The following is a 16688-nucleotide window of genomic DNA, read 5'->3' on the forward strand; positions in this document are numbered from 1 at the left end:
CACTAATCACTGATATGTTCAAGGAGGTTCAAAAAGAGGGTGCAGAAGCTCTTCTAGTAACTAACCCTGCCAATATTCGTTATCTTTCTGGGTTCACCTCACCTGAAGACGCTATCGTGTTAATCCTCCCTCGTCGTGCTGTCTTAGTCACTGACGGGCGATACATTGCACAAGCTGCTGAGGAATCTAGCCTAGAAGTTAAAATTACTCGACCCTGGCTTGAGTGGGTAATAAAAGAGCTTGATGGAAAGACGCTTGCCATAGAATCTGAGCATATGGCAATTGCCACTTTTGATGAGTTAAGAACACATTTAGAAGTAGAACCTGTTCGCGTATCGGGCCTTATAGAGAAGCAACGCCTTAACAAAAATGACTCAGAGTTAGAATTTTTAAAACAGGCAGCTGAGATTACTGATGCTGCCTTTTCACATATACTCGGGTTTATTGAACCTGGACGTCAGGAAATCGAAATCGCTTTAGAGCTTGAGAGTTTTATACGATTAGCAGGCGCCACGACAAGCTTCGAAATAATCGTAGCAAGTGGACCACGAACTGCCATGCCTCACGGCCTTGCATCCCAACGAGTTATGGAATCAGGAGAACTCGTAACTCTTGACTTTGGAGCTAAAGTATCAGGCTATCACGCAGACATGACTCGAACAGTTTCCCTAGGTAAACCATCAAACTCACACCGCGCTATTTACGAAGAGGTCTTGAAAACCCAGCTTGCGTCTTTAGAGGCAATCGCCTCAGGTGTCAGCTGCGCACATCTTGACCAATTAGCCCGGAGCCAATTCAGACAAGCAGGTCTTGCGGATCAGTTCTCACATAGCCTTGGACACGGCGTCGGCTTGGAGATCCACGAAGCTCCTTTCCTATCTGCAAACTCCTCTGACATGCTCGACTCCGGCATGGTGGTGACAGTTGAACCAGGCGTATATTTTCCTGGAGATGTAGGTGTGAGAATCGAAGACTTGGTAGCAATCACGAATTCTGGAGCAGAAATTTTGAGCAAAAGCGAGAAAAATCTTTTAGAGCTTTAATTGTTACTAACAGTACTGAAAAATTGCTTAGCCCCGTCAAGGATCCGTTCGACCTCACCCACAGTCTGAGCTTCACAATAGATTCTAAGTAGCGGTTCAGTTCCACTAGCCCTCACAAGCAACCAGGCCCCGCCCTCTAAATTTATTTTAATGCCATCTCGCCTTTCAACCGAATTGATTGCCCTCCCCAAAAACGAATTTGAGAGCTGACTGAGGCTAGACATAGCAAGATCTTTGTTTAAATTGGTGGTTAGTTTTAAATCCAGTCGATCATACGCGTGTACCCAGCCAACTTCACGTTGAATAGACTCAAAAATCTCATTAAGGGGAACGCCAGCTCTGCCAACAGCTTCGATCAGTAGAAGGCTATTAGCAATACCATCTCGTTCTGGAATGTGACCTGTCACCCCTATTCCACCAGACTCCTCCCCTCCTACCAAAACGTCTTCCTTAAGCATAGCCTCGGCAATATATTTAAACCCGACCCGGGTCTCTAATACGTCTAAACCCCGGGCATGCGCCAGAAGTTCTACCACTCTCGATACAGAAAAGGACTTCACTACCCTTCCAGTAGCGCCTCTACGAGCGAATAAGTCTACAAGCACAGAAAATATCTGATGGGAATTAAAGTAAGCTCCACCAGGAAGAACTAAGCCTAAACGGTCACTATCACCATCGGTAGCAGTGGCAAACATTATATTACGACTTGGCTCAATAGATAATTCAGTCGTAAGCGATACCAGATTAGTTGGAATAGGTTCTGGATTAACCCCGGAAAACATTGGATCGGGAGAGTTACGCCTACCAAGAATACGAATGTTTTCAAGACCCAGAAATTCGATGAACTCGGCAATCCATACCCCACCTGCCCCACCCATCGCATCATGAATCACAGTTCCATAAAGCGTCGAAATCACGTCTAAATCAACCAGTTGAGACAAGTGCCGAAAGTACGATTCTTTAATATCTAAATGTTCGAAGTATTGTTTTCCCTGTTCGCGACGGACATCTTCAGGACGAGTGGTTGTAACCCTCCTAGCAACATCTTGATAAACGTTATCCGTCGCAGTTCCACCATAAGCCCCTTTCAACTTGAAACCATTATAAGAAGGGGGATTGTGGGAGGCAGTTAGCATAACTCCTCCCCCAGCACCGTGTTGAACCACTGCAAAGGACAAAACAGGAGCTGGAATTGGACCATCCGAGATCAAAACTTCAAGACCATTAGTCGCCAATACTTCTGCAACTCGTTGAGCAAAGAGATGTCCATTAAAACGGGTGTCGTAACCTACAATTACGCGAGAAGCCCCGGACTCAACCAGGTGGTCTGCGTATCCCTGAGCTACACGACCAACATTGACAAAGGTAAACCGGTCACCAATAACGTCACGCCAACCGTCAGTACCAAATACCAATTCATCCATGCCCGAAAACTCCTTAACGACATTCTGCACTAATTTGACTGTAAAGCCAGTAATTTACCTAGGTGACTCTGCTAACAAGGATAAAATGGACTAATGTCGTGGGTTATTAAATACGGTGGTAATGCTATGACCAATATAACTATTAGGCGTCGGGTCGCTGGTGAAATAAAAATCTTAGCCGATCAAGGGAATAAGCCTTTGGTGGTCCATGGTGGCGGTCCATTCATTCATGCGGCCCTCGAGAAATCAGGCGTAGCCTCCAAACATATTAGAGGGCTCCGGATTACCTCGCCTGATAGCTTAGAGATAATTGAAAGCGTCCTGACCCTCCTAGGCAAAGACCTCGCCAAAGATATTGGGGGTGCTATAGGCCTTACTGGTAAAGATGCAGGGATATTACTAGCCGAACGATTCGATAAGCAGTTGGGTGAAGTAGGAAAAATAACTTCTGTCAAGACTACTGTACTTGAAACATTGATCAACGATGGATTCGTCCCTGTGCTGGCCTGCCTTGCCTTAGACTCCCACGGAAACCTACTAAACGTAAACGCAGACGAAGTTGCGGGAGCCGTAGCTGGTGCACTTTCATCGCCTATAATCTTTCTTACGAATGTACCTGGAGTGCTTGAAGACCCGTCAAATAATAATTCGGTTCTCCCCCATCTCACACAACGCACAATTAAGAAGCTAGTTCAGCAAGGCATAATAGCAGGTGGGATGATCCCGAAGGTAGAAGCTGCTTTACATGCCCTAAAGAAAGGGGCGGCTTCTGCTGTGATAGCTGATGGACGCGAAGAAGGAGTATTAGATGACGTCATTCAAGGGAAAATCGGTACGGTGGTGACACTCAATTGAAACTGTTGATTACTCCTACGCAAAAAGTTCAGTTAATTTTGAACTCTCGTAAAAGCGTGAGGCCACCTCCCCCAAGTCAAGGCAAAAGGTTTGAGTAGCGTTAAACAAGTTTTGGTAAATCGGGTAAAGCTACATTGGGCCATCTTCTCAGTTGGCTGGGTATTAGCGTCACCAATTTTCGCGAGCGAAGTAATCGTTTCTCCTGGCGATACCCTCTGGTCTCTGGCTAAAAGCCACGGTATCACAGTCAGCCTATTGAAAACTTTTAATAGGCTGGAATCAGATGAAATTATTGTCGGAATGGTGCTGGAACTTCCTATACCGGAAGGGTTGACAACAGAAAATGACTTTGGAGAAGAGACAAATGAAGGGGCTTTCGATCAAAGCACTCCCGTCTCCGTCATCACAAAAGATATCGTTTTATCCTTATATCGGGTCAACCGTGGAGACAACCTCTTAGGAATTGCTATAAGTCATGGTACAGAGGTAGAAATCTTAAAAACCCTAAACGGATTAAGCTCTGATATTGTCCAGGCTGGAGTCATCCTTATATTGCCAAAAAATATCCAGACAGTAGCCCAAACGGTAAATGATTCTCCTCATCAAGAATCTTTTTCCCCTGAATCAGGATTAGGCCCAGTGCATGCCAGTCCAGTAACTAGCGAAACAAATGTATTGGATCTCGAAACTACGCTTTCGGAAACTGGCCTAATAAATTCTAATCAACCAAATTCACCAAGCACGCTAACCTATTTCGTTAGACACGGAGATACGCTCTCCGATATTGCAAATTTCCATGGAACTACCGTTGAACATCTCGTTACTGTTAACAAATTACAATCAGATCTAATAAAACCAGGGACCATGCTCAACCTCGATCACCCACTAACAAAACATCGAGTTCAACCTGGAGAAAACTTATCTGATATCGCAAAGGCATACGGCACTGACTTAGATCTGTTACTTAAAATCAACCGTTTAGACCTGGACATCGTTAACCCCGACACCGTTCTCATAATCCCTTCCCCAATCCGCAAATCACATACTCATACCGTGATTAAAGGTGACACCCTTTACGACATTGCTATGGTGCACTCGATATCAATAGAAGATTTAATTGACTTTAATAACCTCGATGGGAATGTAATCCATCCTGACCAAGTATTGATCTTATCTTCAACTCAACCGCGTACGAAAGATTATCTTGAAGTTACAGTAAATGCTGGAGACACCGTCTGGGAAATTGCTCAGACCTATAACAGTACAGTGTCTGCTATAGCCATAACTAACGATCTGACCGACACGGCCCGAATCCGTCCCGGTGATATCTTGAAAATTCCTGGGACTTCAACGAGCATGTTAAGCTCCAAAGCTACCTCTAACCAACAAACACTCATAGCTCAAAGAGGAGACACTTTAAGCGAAATCGCTCAACGATTCAATACTACAGTGGCGGCACTTATCTCTACTAACAATTTAACAAGCGATCAAATAGTTATTGGCCAGATCATCAAAATCTTTCCTGGCGAGGACTTTCTTTCGCCTCGAACAACAGGTAACGCCGTAGATTCACCGGGTAACACCAGCCTCGTATGGCCACTTATCGGACCAATAACCTCCCGATTCGGCTACCGTCAATTGAGATTAACCGGAACTAACTGGCATAGCGGCCTTGATATTGATGGCGTAACAGGAGATCCCATTCGAGCTGCAGCGGCTGGAGTGGTCAGCTACAGTGGCTGGAAGGGCGGGTACGGCAACCTAGTGATAGTTAAAGCCGGCGATACCGAATACTATTATGCTCATGCCTCCACTTTGCACGTATCGGAGGGAGAATTTATACAGACTGGCCAACTACTGGCACGAGTTGGAGCAACGGGCAGAACAACCGGCTCGCATCTCCACTTTGAGGTCCGTATAAGCGGTACCCCAGTCGATCCCCTTAGTTTATTGAAAGTTACTGCAGCTAGGTAATATCTAACTTAGGGCCCAATAATGCCTCTTATATGACCTAATTAACTTAGTAACGGCTTAGACACGCTATTGCCTGGAGAAATTTCTTACCCCCGTAACCTCCCCAGGTAGGCTAGCATCAAACCGATCGTATGAGATCCTCTTCGCCCGGACAACTTAACCAAAAGCTTGCTATGATCACTCAGAAAAGGTGTGGCAAATGCGCTTGATAGTCATCGGGGATATTCACGCACAGTTCGGAAAATTCTGGCAAATTATGACCGAAGCCAACCTTTGCGATCAACATCACCAGCCATCCAAATTAATTGTCGAAGAGGATGTCCAACTCGTACTACTGGGAGATCTAGTCCACGCAAAAAGTAGAGAACGTTACAGTGAACTTACTAAACTCAACTCCTACGATGAATTTAATCCTCAGCACCTGCGTAAAGCAGAAGTTACACAAGAACACTTCCTTCACGAAGTGAAGGGCTTTCAAGAAGCTATTCCTGAAGGAAAAATGACTATCCTTATGGGAAATCACGATTTTAATGCAGTCAACTTACAACAAGGACCTTTGAGGACAGATGATGTGTCGCACCTTGAATGGAAGGGTTCGTCAGGAAGTGTATTAGAACCTTGCCTTCTGGACTGGATCGCCACCTGGCCTGTAGAGTTAATAATAAAGGGCCTTCATCTTGCTCACGTAGGACCTAATGTGCAACACAACACATACGACGATGGTTTCTATGTTGAAAATCGCCGCCGGTGGATTTATGACGACCAAGATTACTTGAAAGACACCCCTTACGAACTTGGAGTTTATGGGCATACACCAGTACGAGGTGGAGTTAACATTGCGTCCCAAGGAAAAGCTATTCTCCTTGATTCAAACGGCTTCCAAGACGAGTACAGCTGGCTAGAAATAGAAATACATCAGAACCAATATCGCCTTCGAATGCGAGGTTTATTTTTTGACGAATGGGTACCTAGCCACTAATATAGGCAAAAACTTAAAATTCGCCTAGCGCACTATCAATTCACTGTAAGTTGGCGTTAAAACTACCCAGGTCTTCAACGACCTAAGATCAATAAGCTCTCCATTAGCAGCCACAAATTGGATGCCTATGCCGTCCTGTTTATACCAGTAGCCTAATATCTTCACTCCACGTAAAAAAAGAGATGCTCGGTAGCGAGTATTATTAAGCGGTATATCTAATCTACCCTCAAGATCGCCCGATCTTCTGGTAGCCGTAATTTCTCCTACTAGAACAGCCTCCACCAATACTGGTTCACCAGTTGAGTCCACTGCCTTCTGGCCATTGCGCAACAAACGATACTGGTTCTCGCTTTTTAGATAATCAAAAGCACTTGTGTAATCGCTGCTGAATAGTATCTCTATCCCATTAGCTATCGGCGTATCGTCGCTCGGCAAATATTTAGAAACGTTAATCACTTGAAAGCGCTCGAGCCCTAACTCCTTGATAGCTGTCCTTAGTTCTCCGCCAAAAGAATATAGATTATAAGGAGCCTCACGCCCCCTCTCTCGGACAAACAGATCACCCCGGTCTTGTGCATTAATCGTCCGAATACCACTATCACCTTTAGCTATTGCCATTAATACATCAGGAGACCCACCGGCATGAATCAGAATTCCGCGCATCGAAGTAGCTAGATTCAGAAAATAATCGCGTGCACTGCGAATTGGCCCAACTTTATAGGGCTCCACTTTTTCATATATAGTCATTAGCCTTGTCAAACCACCCTCAACTGGTATCTCTACTACTTGACCAGCCTCAACTAGCCCAGATTGGGGATAGCCGCCCACATTGTCAAGCAATGCAATCAGGGGACGTTTATGAACCTCCGCGGAATTATTTCCGGAAAGCATCTTAGAAGATCTGTCCGCCGCATCCATAAAGTCGGAACTAGCAACCGCGCCTGGGTCATCTGGTGCTGCATCTGGGCCTAAAGTTACCTGCACAGATTGCGAGGAATCGGTCTCCCCCACCTGGTGATCAATTTGTTTTTCCCCTAGAGGCATTTTTGTTTCAGGAGGTTTATCGTTAACCTCAATCCCACTAATCTCGGTAAGCTGCGGGGACCCGTCAACGTGTGGGACAATATTTACGTCTCGATTACTTTGCACAGAAACATTAAAATAAGGCTCCGGAATATTTTTTTTGATTGACACATCTAACTGAATATTTGGGTTACCAACAGCTATAGTTTCAGTAATAACAGGAGTAACTTCTGGATTTGGCACGACGATTTTTGAAAAAGTGCCAGTGTTAACTTCAGGCTGCGGAATAGAAAGTTGATCCAAAATGATACTAGTCAATTCAGGTAGAGGTACATTGCGTACACCAGGTAATTCAACGGTGGGACTAGACGATGCAATGATCTCTTCAGGGGTAACAAGAGTTCCAACCTGTGGGATCGGCACCTCGATAGGATTAGAAGTAACGACTTTTAATTCAGGGGTTAGGATTTCCTGATCAGTTAGCACCTTTTCATTTAGTAAGACAAGAGTCGGCGATATAGCAATCACTTGTGATTTAGGTACCTGTTCCATCAAGACTGGTATTGGAATATTGATAAGTTCTTTAGAAACCATCTCAGCCAGTTCTTCAGATTCGATTTCTGGAAGTGTAGTTGTGGAAATACTATCTCTGGGAAGATCGAAAGGTAATGGCTCCAATTGACGTGATCCGTCCATGAAAGTTAGTGAATCCGAAGTATCTCCTCTAGTACTGGTCACGACTTCCTCTTCAATGAGACTGTCAGTCGTTTCTCTTCCGCCCCCAACTGGCACTCCTCTAACACTAGGGTTGAATGCCGATTCTGAATTAGCGGTTGTAGGTTCGAGCTCTGAAATTATCCTAGTTTCAAGTATAGGCACTTCGGAAACAACTACCTGGGGCGAGCTAGGCTTCTCAGGCAAAGAATCTGCCTGGGGGACATCTACCTGAGACGCTGCTTGATCAGGCACTCCTACCTCAACAACAATCAACCTCTCAACCGGTGTCTCTTTAGGAATTGTTATCCATATTCCTAGACCCAACACCAACAATAAATGTAGTGTTATCGATAGGAGTATGGCTCTGCGGCGATCAGGATCCGACCATAATGATTGGGTTCCCATAAAGCTGCTCAACCACCGGTGGCAATTGCGATTCGCTCTGCACCAGAGCGCTTAATTAGATCCATCACACGAACAACAAACCCGTGCGGAACTTCGCGATCAGCTCGAAGAATTACGACTGACGCTTCAAGAATTGCCATCTGGGATTTAAGGGCTTTGACAAGATCCTCTTCCTCGATGGAAGAATCTCCTAAAAAAACCTGCTGCATTTTGTTGATAGTTACTGTCGGTAACTCCGCTGTCTGAGACAAGGAATTCTGAGATTGAGGAAGATCTACGGGCAATCCAGCCTCAAAAGTTATGAAGGTAGTAGAAACCATAAAGAAGATAACTAATAAAAAAACCACGTCAATCATTGGAGTAAGGTCGAGTCCAGCGCTAACTCGCGACAATTGTCGCCCACTCCGAGTCCTCATAGGGGATTCGTTAATGCTGAAGACTCGTTTTCATTGGTATCAGCATCTTTGTGTTCTGCCCGTTTAATCGCTGCTACCTGCACAACATTCCCCATAAGCTCCTCACGCCGCCGGTCAATCTCGAGAAGAATACGATCGACCTTGTTAGCTAGATAATTTTGTCCGATGACGGCAGGAATCGCAACAATTAGACCCGCAGCTGTTGTAACCAAAGCCTGGCCGATTCCATCAGCTAGGACCATAGGGTTGCCAGTACCTTGGTTGGATATCTCGGCAAAAGCAATAATCATCCCAGTCACCGTACCTAGCAATCCTAGAAGTGGAGCAACCTGTGCAATAGTTGCTAGCGGTCTAAGTCCACGGGTTAGGCTTTGCTCTTCCTCTAGTGATGCTTCTTGGAAGGCTGCCTCCACTGCTGATCTTCCATAAGGGAGCCTGTTAAGGGCCGCCTTTAAAACTCGAGCAACCGGACCTCCATGCGCATCACAAACCGAAAGAGCCTTTTCAAGATCTCTTTCTTGCACTGCCCGATTAACTTTGGCCATCAGGACGTCAGCCGCAAGTCTCTCCTTAGATAATTTAAGAAATCTAGCGAAAAACAAATATGTCCCATATAGCGATATAAGAAGAATAGCAACTAAGACAGGGCCTCCACTGAGCAAAAGTTTCATGCCGAGCCTCCTCCTTTATCTGTATCCATTCAGGCCATCCTATTGGGCATGGGTTAAAACCTGATGAATTAATCCACGTGCTAAAAGCATTACACGACACATAAATTTAGTTTCAGATTTACATCCACTTATCGGTACTTAACCTCAATGTCAAATCCACTATAGGCCTCCCTGAAGCACTTCTAAGCTTAACGAGCCGATGACCAGCGAATTGTAATAAGTTGGTCATCGGCTTAATATTCAATTACTTCCTGACCAATATCGTTATTTTTGTGCCCAGCTTGGATCCTCCGGATTGCCCGAGTTTTACCCTCTTGAAGAACAATCGCTACCGCCCGTATCTCTCCAGGGGTGGAAGACGGTCGGAATCGTTTTGGTAGTCCGGAAGTTAACCGATAGTGTACCTCGTCAAAATTCATTCCTAATGAAGAGTTTTGAGGACCAGTCATCCCAACATCGGTAATGTAACCTGTCCCAGATAGAATAGTTTCATCAGCGGTCTGGACGTGAGTATGAGTACCAATTAACGCACTGCATCGACCAGCTAGGTGGTAACCCATGACCTTTTTTTCGCTCGTCGCTTCAGCATGAAAATCCACTAGAACGTTAGCTCCTATCGGCTGTTCAGTAAGGACCCTATCGATAGCTCTAAATGGGTCGTCAAGTGGCTGCATAAGAACACGACCCATAACCTGAGCTACAGTCACCCTCTCTCCATTTCTCACAGAGAAAGTACCTGAACCAAGACCAGGCGTACCTGGCGGATAGTTTAGAGGCCTAATTAGATGTGGAGTCTCTTCTACTAACTTGAGAGCTTCTGCTTGGTCCCAACTATGATTTCCCAAAGTAACTACATCCGCACCAGCTTCACGAAGTTGGCCAAACAGCTTACGGGTTATTCCACGACCGGCAGCAGCGTTCTCACCGTTCACTACAACAAAATCATAGTCATCTCGTACTTGGCGCAAATAACGACGAACTACCGTCATCCCCGACTGACCAAACACGTCTCCCACGAATAAGACGTTCACGTAGACAGTTTAAAGCAAAGTTGACCAGAACTTTGTAGGTCCACGATAGGTCGTAGGCTTTGAATTAGAACAAATTATGCTAGTTAGTGACGACTTGCCTTGTCTTGGTACCAGGTGCGCCAAAAGGACTCATCCCAACCTAGGCCTAATGTCCCGTTTGCGGCCAACAGGGGTTGCACAAGTAAACTAGGCTCTTCTATAAGTAATTCGAGAAGCTCTTTCTCAGTAAGCTTTAAGTAAGGTAATCCTTTACTCTTATATTGAGGACTCTCAGTATTGATCAGCCTTGCTTGACCGAACTTACTTCCGAATCGCCTTAGCTCACCAGGAGCAACTTTGGCTTTATGTACATCAAGAAGATGTGGCCGGATACCTCGCTCTCGAAAAAATCTCTCGGCCTTCCGAGTATCCTTAGATTTAGCACTACCGATGATGCGTATCTGCACAGGACGAGGGTATCATTACTCAATGACCCAAACCAAGGAGAAGACATTTTTCGCCTAAAGCAATTAGGTCTATTTAGCACTATTTATTCCACCTGTATAGCGTCAAGAAACCATCCCGGCAAACGATCAGCTTGCTTTGCAGCAAAAGCAGAAAAGTCAGCATCGAGTATATACGTCACCGCAAAATCATTTGAACTCCGGATAGAACGACCATAGGCTTGGACCATTGTTAGGCAGGTCCGCCATTGGTACCAGTCGGGGTCCAACTCTTTTCTTCGGGCTACTTGTGGATCACCTAAATACGGGTAAGGTATCTTGCAAATTACCTGCCACCGTGCCAAATGATCAAATAGATCTATCCCCTCGGTCATACTAGGAGTAAGAAGAACAGTTGGTTCACTACTGTTCAAATGTTTGTCTAGAGTAGCCTCCCTACCTTCAGGACCAGAGTGGGTAAGTAACCGCCAATTCAAAGACCTGGGAAGATTATCAGCTATGTGCTGGGCAATCCTGTAGCTGTGTGCATGGATCACGCCCTTGTCGTTAGGATGAGAGTCGCAAAGATTTTCAATCTCATTCACGAGATACGGAAGTGTTCTATTGAGATGCATTCTGGTAAGTTTTCCTACTGGTCGTTGTAAAAGTGGTCGATTCTTAGGGGGAAAATCCGACTCTATCCGAATGAATTCGGCTTGATCTCGCGTAATACCTAAGGAAGAGAGGAAGGTTTCAAGATCCAAAATGGTTGCCGAAAGCATGAGTATCCTTTGGCTAAATCCGAAAAGCAGGTCCTTCGCCAAACCTGAGACCCCAACCGGCTTGAAGTTTATTCCAAGGCCTTCGGTGTTCCGCCAACGCTCAATCACCCATTCATCGTTCATTTCCTCACGGCTCTTTTCAAGAAGATCTAACCGTCTGACCTGTTGATCGAGCCATTGTTTGGTCTGCATCAGCGTCAACGCTAATCTAGATGCCAAGGGAACCTTACGTAATTGGTCTTGAATGATATCGCTTCGTTCCTTGAGATAAGGGGTAACGTTAGCTGCGAAATCATAATAGCTCTCATCATCGAATCCATTAGGGATGCGTTCAAGAATCCCTGCTTTAGCAAGGCTTTGGTCTGAAAGCGTAATTTCAACATAATTCATCAAAGCTGCCTCAGCATTATGTGCCTCATCAAGTACAAGAAGCTCGCGTTCCGAAAACCCACCCTCATTGTTTAACTCTGCTAAAAAGTACGCGTAATTTAAAACAGCACTTTGTGCAGCAATAGCGGTACCTTTGGCAGAGAAGTAACCGCATGATTCGCATTCTGCAAATCGATGACCCGCAATGCAAGGAGCTGCCGCCGCATTAGTCGGGGCAACCTCACACGAATAATTAGCTCGACCTTTCATAGTCGCCAGATCAGGGAAATCCCGGAAATATTGATCTTGGAGTATCTTCTGAGCGGTTAGCACATAAGCACTTCTAGCCTCACGCGCTAAAGTTACGGCGATTGCAGTTTTTCCAGATCCCGTGGGCGCCTCGATTACGACAAATCGCTTCCCATCCTCGAAGGCATCCCGTGCTTTTTCAATTGCTTCCTGCTGACCAGTCCGGTAATTGCGGAAGGGAAATTTGGAGTCCACCACGGTCAACGCTACCATGCCATTTACCCCGAATTAAGAACACAAAACGCAGAATTAGAATTATTAAAGAGCCATATCAATATTCTGGTGCCGAGGATGGGACTTGAACCCACACGACCTAAGCGGTCACTAGCCCCTCAAGCTAGCGCGTCTACCAATTCCGCCACCTCGGCAAGTAAGGCATGGAGGATGATACTGTCCCTTTGAGGAGGTGTCAAGGTGTGTGTAGGCCGAATACTAGAGAGCTATCTATCTCACGGTTTATCCTAGAGTAAGTGACAAAGTCTCGGTACCAAAGAATCCTGGCAGTACTACAGCGGCGACAACCTGACCTGACTGTCCTTGCTGAAGACGTATATAAACCCCACAACTTCTCAGCTATTATGCGCAGTTGCGATGCGGTGGGAGTTGGCACTGTCCACGCAGTAAACCCTACCGGAGGTATCCCAACATTTAGCGCCACTAGTGCAAGTGCCGATAAATGGGTTGAGGTCAAAGTACACAACAATATTGAGGAAGCAATTAAGGGTGTTAGAGGTTCGGCAAAACAGATATTAGCGGCTCACCTCTCAGATGAAGCCCTAGATTACCGGGACGTAGACTACACAATACCAACTTGCATCTTATTAGGAAATGAAAAAGCTGGGGTGAGTGTAGCAGCAGCCCAACACGCTGACCATCACATTGTTATACCCATGCTTGGAATGGTTCGCTCGCTCAACGTTTCAGTAGCCGCTGCTGTAGTTCTTTTCGAAGCTCAGCGCCAACGTCGTGAGATCGGATTTTACAAAATACCCCGTTTGCATCCTGACTCTATTGCTCGTAAAGCGTTTTCTTGGCTATATCCAAAAGAAGCTCGCCGTCTTGACGAAATTGATGAACCATATCCAGAACTTGATGAAGCCGGCGAATTCTACTAAACCAACTCAGTTTCTCTAACTTATTGAGGTCTTTTTCGACAGAGAGTTCAATGTATGCCTGTTAAATACTTGTTTATACTCAATAATCTCACTAAATTCTAGAAGTACATTGATCAACGGTCATTATATGTCACAACTTAAGAATTTCGGTTTACGGTTGCCTGAGTCCCAACCAATGCACCACTCACTATCTATTGCAACAACCGCTGGTATTATTCCTTTTATGGACGAGATGTTCGAGGTACGTGAATTAGGACTGCTCCCTTACCAGGAAGCCTGGGACATACAAAAAGAAATACATTCTGCGATTGTCGCCGGGGAATCTGCTCCTACGCTACTACTAGTTGAACACCCGCCAGTGATAACTTTCGGAAAGGGAGGTGGTCGTCAAAACCTCTTATATAGTGAATCCACGTTGGCTGCCCGGGGATTCGAGCTTTACGATGTTGAGCGTGGAGGTAACGTAACTTATCATGGTCCAGGCCAATTAGTCGGTTATCCCTTATTTCCTGTTGGCAGACGGGTTCTACGCTTCCTCCGAACGCTCGAAGGGGCCATGATAAGTGTTCTTTGCAAACTTGGGATAAACGCCACTGGTAGCCCAGGCTATGCAGGTGTATGGGTGGGCACCGAAAAAGTAGTTGCCATAGGCGTTGCAGTGCGTAGGGACGTTTCTTTGCATGGATTTGCTCTTAATGTTGCAACAAATTTACAACACTTCGAAACAATCGTTCCTTGTGGAATTCCTGATAGGGGTGTAACTAGCCTAACGAAACTATTAAGGCGCTCCGTTACAATCGAGGAAATCTGTCCTCTGGTAATCGAGGCGATGCACGCTGCGTTCAAAAAGCCTTCGACAGACCTAAAAAGGAGATCTCATGAACTCTAGAGACTTAAAACATCTCATACGGTCCGTTCACGGCGGCATCGCTAAATCCAACCCGACAACATTAAATGACAAGAAGCCTAGCTGGTTGAAGGTGCCGCTACCGACTGGTAATCGGTATCAAGAAATCCGCAAAACGGTAACCGAGAAGCGCCTTGCTACTGTCTGCGAAGAAGCGCGCTGCCCCAATTTAGCTGAGTGTTGGGATGCTGGTACAGCAACGATCATGCTGATGGGATCCGTCTGCACTCGGGCTTGCCGTTTCTGTGCTGTAGCTACAGGAAATCCTCAGCGCTTTCTTGATCCGGACGAACCTAGATTAGCTGCGGAATCAGTGAGATCCATGGGCCTGAACTACGTGGTTCTTACCTCAGTAGACCGTGATGATCTCCCTGACGGCGGAGCTAATCACTACGCTAGTTGCGTCAAAAGCATTAAAACCCTAAACCCCGCCACTGCCGTGGAAGCACTCACACCAGACTTTAGCGGTGATGTTCAGGCTGTCCGAACGGTTGTTAAGTCAGGGATAGAAGTCTTCGCGCAAAATATTGAAACTGTCCGACGACTCACACATCCAGTACGTGATCCCCGTGCCAGTTACGAGCAGACTATAGAGGTATTGAAGGTAGCTAAGACATGTCGCCCGGATGTTCTTACCAAAACAAGTCTCATGCTTGGATTAGGAGAAACAGATCAAGAGGTATTGGAAACCATGGATGACCTGCGTCTAGCTGACGTCGACATTCTTACGCTAGGTCAATACCTGAGGCCCTCTGCTAGCCACCTTCCCGTAAGTCGTTACGTACATCCGGATACCTTCAATCGTTTACGCTCAGAGGGGCTTAAACGGGGGTTTCACGAGGTGGTTTCGGGACCGCTAGTAAGGTCGAGTTATAGAGCTGAACGTGCTCTGGAAAAGAACAACGTGGGTCTTGGCAATTACCAGCCCATCAAAACCAATAGAACCTAATTATCCGCATCTTATCCAGTATAGTTCTACTCATAGCATTAGAATCACGACTATAAATCTCGAATGGTATTATGTTTGGGGCTTTACGGGAAAGCAATGTAACCAAAAAATTTCAATTCACCACTATTACAGTGAGATAAGACCCTGAATGCACCGTACCCACCCTTAACTCTCGACAGAGAAGAATCTCAGGAGATTCCTGACATCTACAACCTCAAACCCTCTGAACACCGCTACCACTAGCCTCAACGATGATACACTCCGCCATGATATACGTAATCTCCTGTAATTCGGATATTTACCACGAATGACTCTCCTAGGCTTAGCGTTGGGAGGAGCTCTCGGCACTTTGTGTCGATATGGCATAAACATATTTTTCCAGGGCCTTCTCAAGCCAACTACTTTAGCTGGATTCCCTTTAGGCACCTTAGTTGTCAACGTAGCAGGATCATTTCTGCTTGCTCTTCTTCTTTTTCAATCAAAAATTGAGCTACCCGGACCACTCCGTATTGCGATCGCTGCAGGATTCTTGGGAGCCCTTACAACCTTTTCTACCTTTGAATTTGAAACTGACCAATTATTAAGAAGCTCGAAAGTTTTTCTAGGCATATTCTATCTATTGGGCAACTTATTATTTAGTTATGCTGCTATCCTTATAGGAAGAGTATTGGCGATCAAGTTATAATTGGCTCTCCACATATATGGTTGGCAAAAAGTGCATGGATACGGTCGTCTCCAGTGAGCTCTGGGTGAAAAACCGACACGAGCACTCGATCAGACTTCACTAGTACAGGGCATTCCTCAAAACAGCTCAATACTTCTACCTGCTTGCCGATTGAAACAATCTTTGGCGCCCGGATGAAAACTCCAGGGAACAAGCTTTCAAAGCCTGAGATTTTCAGAGCTACTTCAAAAGAATTTACCTGACGACCATAAGCGTTTCGTTCCAACGAAACAGCAAGAAGTCCAAGTCGGGCCTGGGTTATATGACCAGGAAGTTGGTTAGCAACTGTGATCGCGCCTGCGCACGTACCCCAAATTCCACCACCTGCCCGGTGAAAATCCTTAATAGCTTTATCTAAACCATAGGTTGTCATTAATTTAGTTATTGCGCTCGATTCTCCTCCGGGAATAATAAGGCCCGTCAAGCCCTTAAGATGCTTCGGAAGACGGACTTCGACACTGTCAACTCCAAGACGCTGAAAAGCTCTTCTATGCTCACGGAATGCTCCCTGAAGAGCTAGGATGCCAACGGTCATTATCAGTTATGTTGCCACGAAGATTACAGGGAGCAGTA

At 45.7% G+C, this 16688-nt stretch carries 16 protein-coding genes and 1 tRNA gene; 8 read left to right on the top strand and 9 right to left on the bottom strand.

Annotated elements, in window-relative coordinates; genetic code table 11:
* The first annotated feature begins 14 nt into the window (after positions 1 to 14).
* Positions 15 to 1043 carry an aminopeptidase gene (locus CMO31_07615; protein MAZ53862.1) on the top strand — a complete coding sequence of 343 codons (1029 nt, stop codon included), beginning with the start codon at positions 15 to 17 and terminating at the stop codon, positions 1041 to 1043.
* On the opposite strand, the gene CMO31_07620 is transcribed toward CMO31_07615, so the two are convergent.
* Positions 1040 to 2467: a phosphohexose mutase gene (locus tag CMO31_07620; protein MAZ53863.1), complete on the bottom strand. Its 1428-nt coding sequence runs from the start codon at positions 2465 to 2467 to the stop codon at positions 1040 to 1042. The two genes, CMO31_07615 and CMO31_07620, sit on opposite strands and share 4 nt — an antisense overlap.
* A 93-nt stretch (positions 2468 to 2560) precedes the next feature.
* Between CMO31_07620 and argB the strand changes: the two genes are divergently transcribed.
* The 3 genes from argB (at position 2561) to CMO31_07635 (ending at position 6275) form a co-directional block, all read left to right on the top strand.
* Positions 2561 to 3322, top strand: coding sequence for an acetylglutamate kinase (gene argB / locus CMO31_07625; GenBank protein ID MAZ53864.1), 762 nt, complete (start codon positions 2561 to 2563; stop codon positions 3320 to 3322).
* A 90-nt stretch (positions 3323 to 3412) separates the two neighbouring features.
* The gene (locus tag CMO31_07630) at positions 3413 to 5296 is read left to right on the top strand and encodes a hypothetical protein (protein ID MAZ53865.1); all 1884 of its coding nucleotides are present in this window, start codon (positions 3413 to 3415) and stop codon (positions 5294 to 5296) included.
* Between the two features lie 199 nt (positions 5297 to 5495).
* Positions 5496 to 6275 (top strand): hypothetical protein, encoded by a 780-nt coding sequence (locus tag CMO31_07635; GenBank protein ID MAZ53866.1) that lies wholly within the window; start codon positions 5496 to 5498, stop codon positions 6273 to 6275.
* A 24-nt stretch (positions 6276 to 6299) separates the two neighbouring features.
* Here the strand turns inward: CMO31_07635 and CMO31_07640 are convergent, their stop codons facing one another.
* The 7 genes from CMO31_07640 to CMO31_07670 all read right to left on the bottom strand — a co-directional run bounded on the left by CMO31_07640 (position 6300) and on the right by CMO31_07670 (position 12788).
* The gene (locus CMO31_07640) at positions 6300 to 8420 is read right to left on the bottom strand and encodes a hypothetical protein (GenBank protein MAZ53867.1); all 2121 of its coding nucleotides are present in this window, start codon (positions 8418 to 8420) and stop codon (positions 6300 to 6302) included.
* An 8-nt stretch (positions 8421 to 8428) separates the two neighbouring features.
* Positions 8429 to 8836, bottom strand: a complete 408-nt coding sequence (locus CMO31_07645; GenBank protein ID MAZ53868.1) for a biopolymer transporter ExbD — start codon at positions 8834 to 8836, stop codon at positions 8429 to 8431.
* Positions 8833 to 9507 carry a flagellar motor protein MotA gene (locus CMO31_07650; protein MAZ53869.1) on the bottom strand — a complete coding sequence of 225 codons (675 nt, stop codon included), beginning with the start codon at positions 9505 to 9507 and terminating at the stop codon, positions 8833 to 8835. The genes CMO31_07645 and CMO31_07650 overlap by 4 nt, the downstream gene beginning before the upstream one ends.
* A gap of 233 nt (positions 9508 to 9740) precedes the next feature.
* A complete protein-coding gene (locus CMO31_07655; GenBank protein MAZ53870.1) occupies positions 9741 to 10538 on the bottom strand; it encodes a metallophosphoesterase in 798 nt (265 codons plus the stop codon).
* Between the two features lie 83 nt (positions 10539 to 10621).
* Entirely contained in the window at positions 10622 to 10984 is a 363-nt protein-coding gene (locus CMO31_07660) for an arsenate reductase (GenBank protein MAZ53871.1), read from the bottom strand.
* An 83-nt stretch (positions 10985 to 11067) separates the two neighbouring features.
* The gene (locus CMO31_07665) at positions 11068 to 12633 is read right to left on the bottom strand and encodes a hypothetical protein (GenBank protein MAZ53872.1); all 1566 of its coding nucleotides are present in this window, start codon (positions 12631 to 12633) and stop codon (positions 11068 to 11070) included.
* Between the two features lie 67 nt (positions 12634 to 12700).
* Positions 12701 to 12788: transfer RNA gene (locus CMO31_07670), tRNA-Leu, on the bottom strand.
* 102 nt (positions 12789 to 12890) lie between these two features.
* On the opposite strand from CMO31_07670, the gene CMO31_07675 reads away from it, so the two are divergent.
* The 4 genes from CMO31_07675 to crcB all read left to right on the top strand — a co-directional run bounded on the left by CMO31_07675 (position 12891) and on the right by crcB (position 16076).
* Positions 12891 to 13535 (top strand): tRNA (guanosine(18)-2'-O)-methyltransferase TrmH, encoded by a 645-nt coding sequence (locus CMO31_07675; GenBank protein ID MAZ53873.1) that lies wholly within the window; start codon positions 12891 to 12893, stop codon positions 13533 to 13535.
* A gap of 232 nt (positions 13536 to 13767) precedes the next feature.
* The gene (locus tag CMO31_07680; GenBank protein ID MAZ53874.1) at positions 13768 to 14424 is read left to right on the top strand and encodes a lipoyl(octanoyl) transferase; all 657 of its coding nucleotides are present in this window, start codon (positions 13768 to 13770) and stop codon (positions 14422 to 14424) included.
* Positions 14414 to 15391, top strand: a complete 978-nt coding sequence (gene lipA / locus CMO31_07685) for a lipoyl synthase (protein MAZ53875.1) — start codon at positions 14414 to 14416, stop codon at positions 15389 to 15391. Before CMO31_07680 ends, lipA begins: the two co-directional genes overlap by 11 nt.
* A gap of 307 nt (positions 15392 to 15698) precedes the next feature.
* The gene (gene crcB / locus CMO31_07690; protein ID MAZ53876.1) at positions 15699 to 16076 is read left to right on the top strand and encodes a fluoride efflux transporter CrcB; all 378 of its coding nucleotides are present in this window, start codon (positions 15699 to 15701) and stop codon (positions 16074 to 16076) included.
* On the opposite strand, the gene CMO31_07695 is transcribed toward crcB, so the two are convergent.
* Positions 16066 to 16650: a pyridoxal 5'-phosphate synthase glutaminase subunit PdxT gene (locus CMO31_07695; protein ID MAZ53877.1), complete on the bottom strand. Its 585-nt coding sequence runs from the start codon at positions 16648 to 16650 to the stop codon at positions 16066 to 16068. The genes crcB and CMO31_07695 overlap by 11 nt on opposite strands.
* Positions 16651 to 16688 lie beyond the last annotated feature (38 nt).

This window comes from Trueperaceae bacterium (genome assembly GCA_002707365.1).
Lineage (GTDB): Bacteria > Deinococcota > Deinococci > Deinococcales > Trueperaceae > UBA6957.

Coding starts and splice junctions, on each gene's coding strand:
- CMO31_07665 (MAZ53872.1), bottom strand. CDS start 12,633: ATGGTAGCGTTGACCGTGGTGGACTCCAAATTTCCCTTCCGCAATTAC.
- CMO31_07650 (MAZ53869.1), bottom strand. CDS start 9,507: ATGAAACTTTTGCTCAGTGGAGGCCCTGTCTTAGTTGCTATTCTTCTT.
- CMO31_07680 (MAZ53874.1), top strand. CDS start 13,768: ATGTTCGAGGTACGTGAATTAGGACTGCTCCCTTACCAGGAAGCCTGG.
- crcB (MAZ53876.1), top strand. CDS start 15,699: ATGACTCTCCTAGGCTTAGCGTTGGGAGGAGCTCTCGGCACTTTGTGT.
- CMO31_07645 (MAZ53868.1), bottom strand. CDS start 8,836: ATGAGGACTCGGAGTGGGCGACAATTGTCGCGAGTTAGCGCTGGACTC.
- CMO31_07620 (MAZ53863.1), bottom strand. CDS start 2,467: ATGGATGAATTGGTATTTGGTACTGACGGTTGGCGTGACGTTATTGGT.
- CMO31_07695 (MAZ53877.1), bottom strand. CDS start 16,650: ATGACCGTTGGCATCCTAGCTCTTCAGGGAGCATTCCGTGAGCATAGA.
- CMO31_07635 (MAZ53866.1), top strand. CDS start 5,496: ATGCGCTTGATAGTCATCGGGGATATTCACGCACAGTTCGGAAAATTC.
- CMO31_07640 (MAZ53867.1), bottom strand. CDS start 8,420: ATGGGAACCCAATCATTATGGTCGGATCCTGATCGCCGCAGAGCCATA.
- argB (MAZ53864.1), top strand. CDS start 2,561: ATGTCGTGGGTTATTAAATACGGTGGTAATGCTATGACCAATATAACT.
- CMO31_07615 (MAZ53862.1), top strand. CDS start 15: ATGTTCAAGGAGGTTCAAAAAGAGGGTGCAGAAGCTCTTCTAGTAACT.
- lipA (MAZ53875.1), top strand. CDS start 14,414: ATGAACTCTAGAGACTTAAAACATCTCATACGGTCCGTTCACGGCGGC.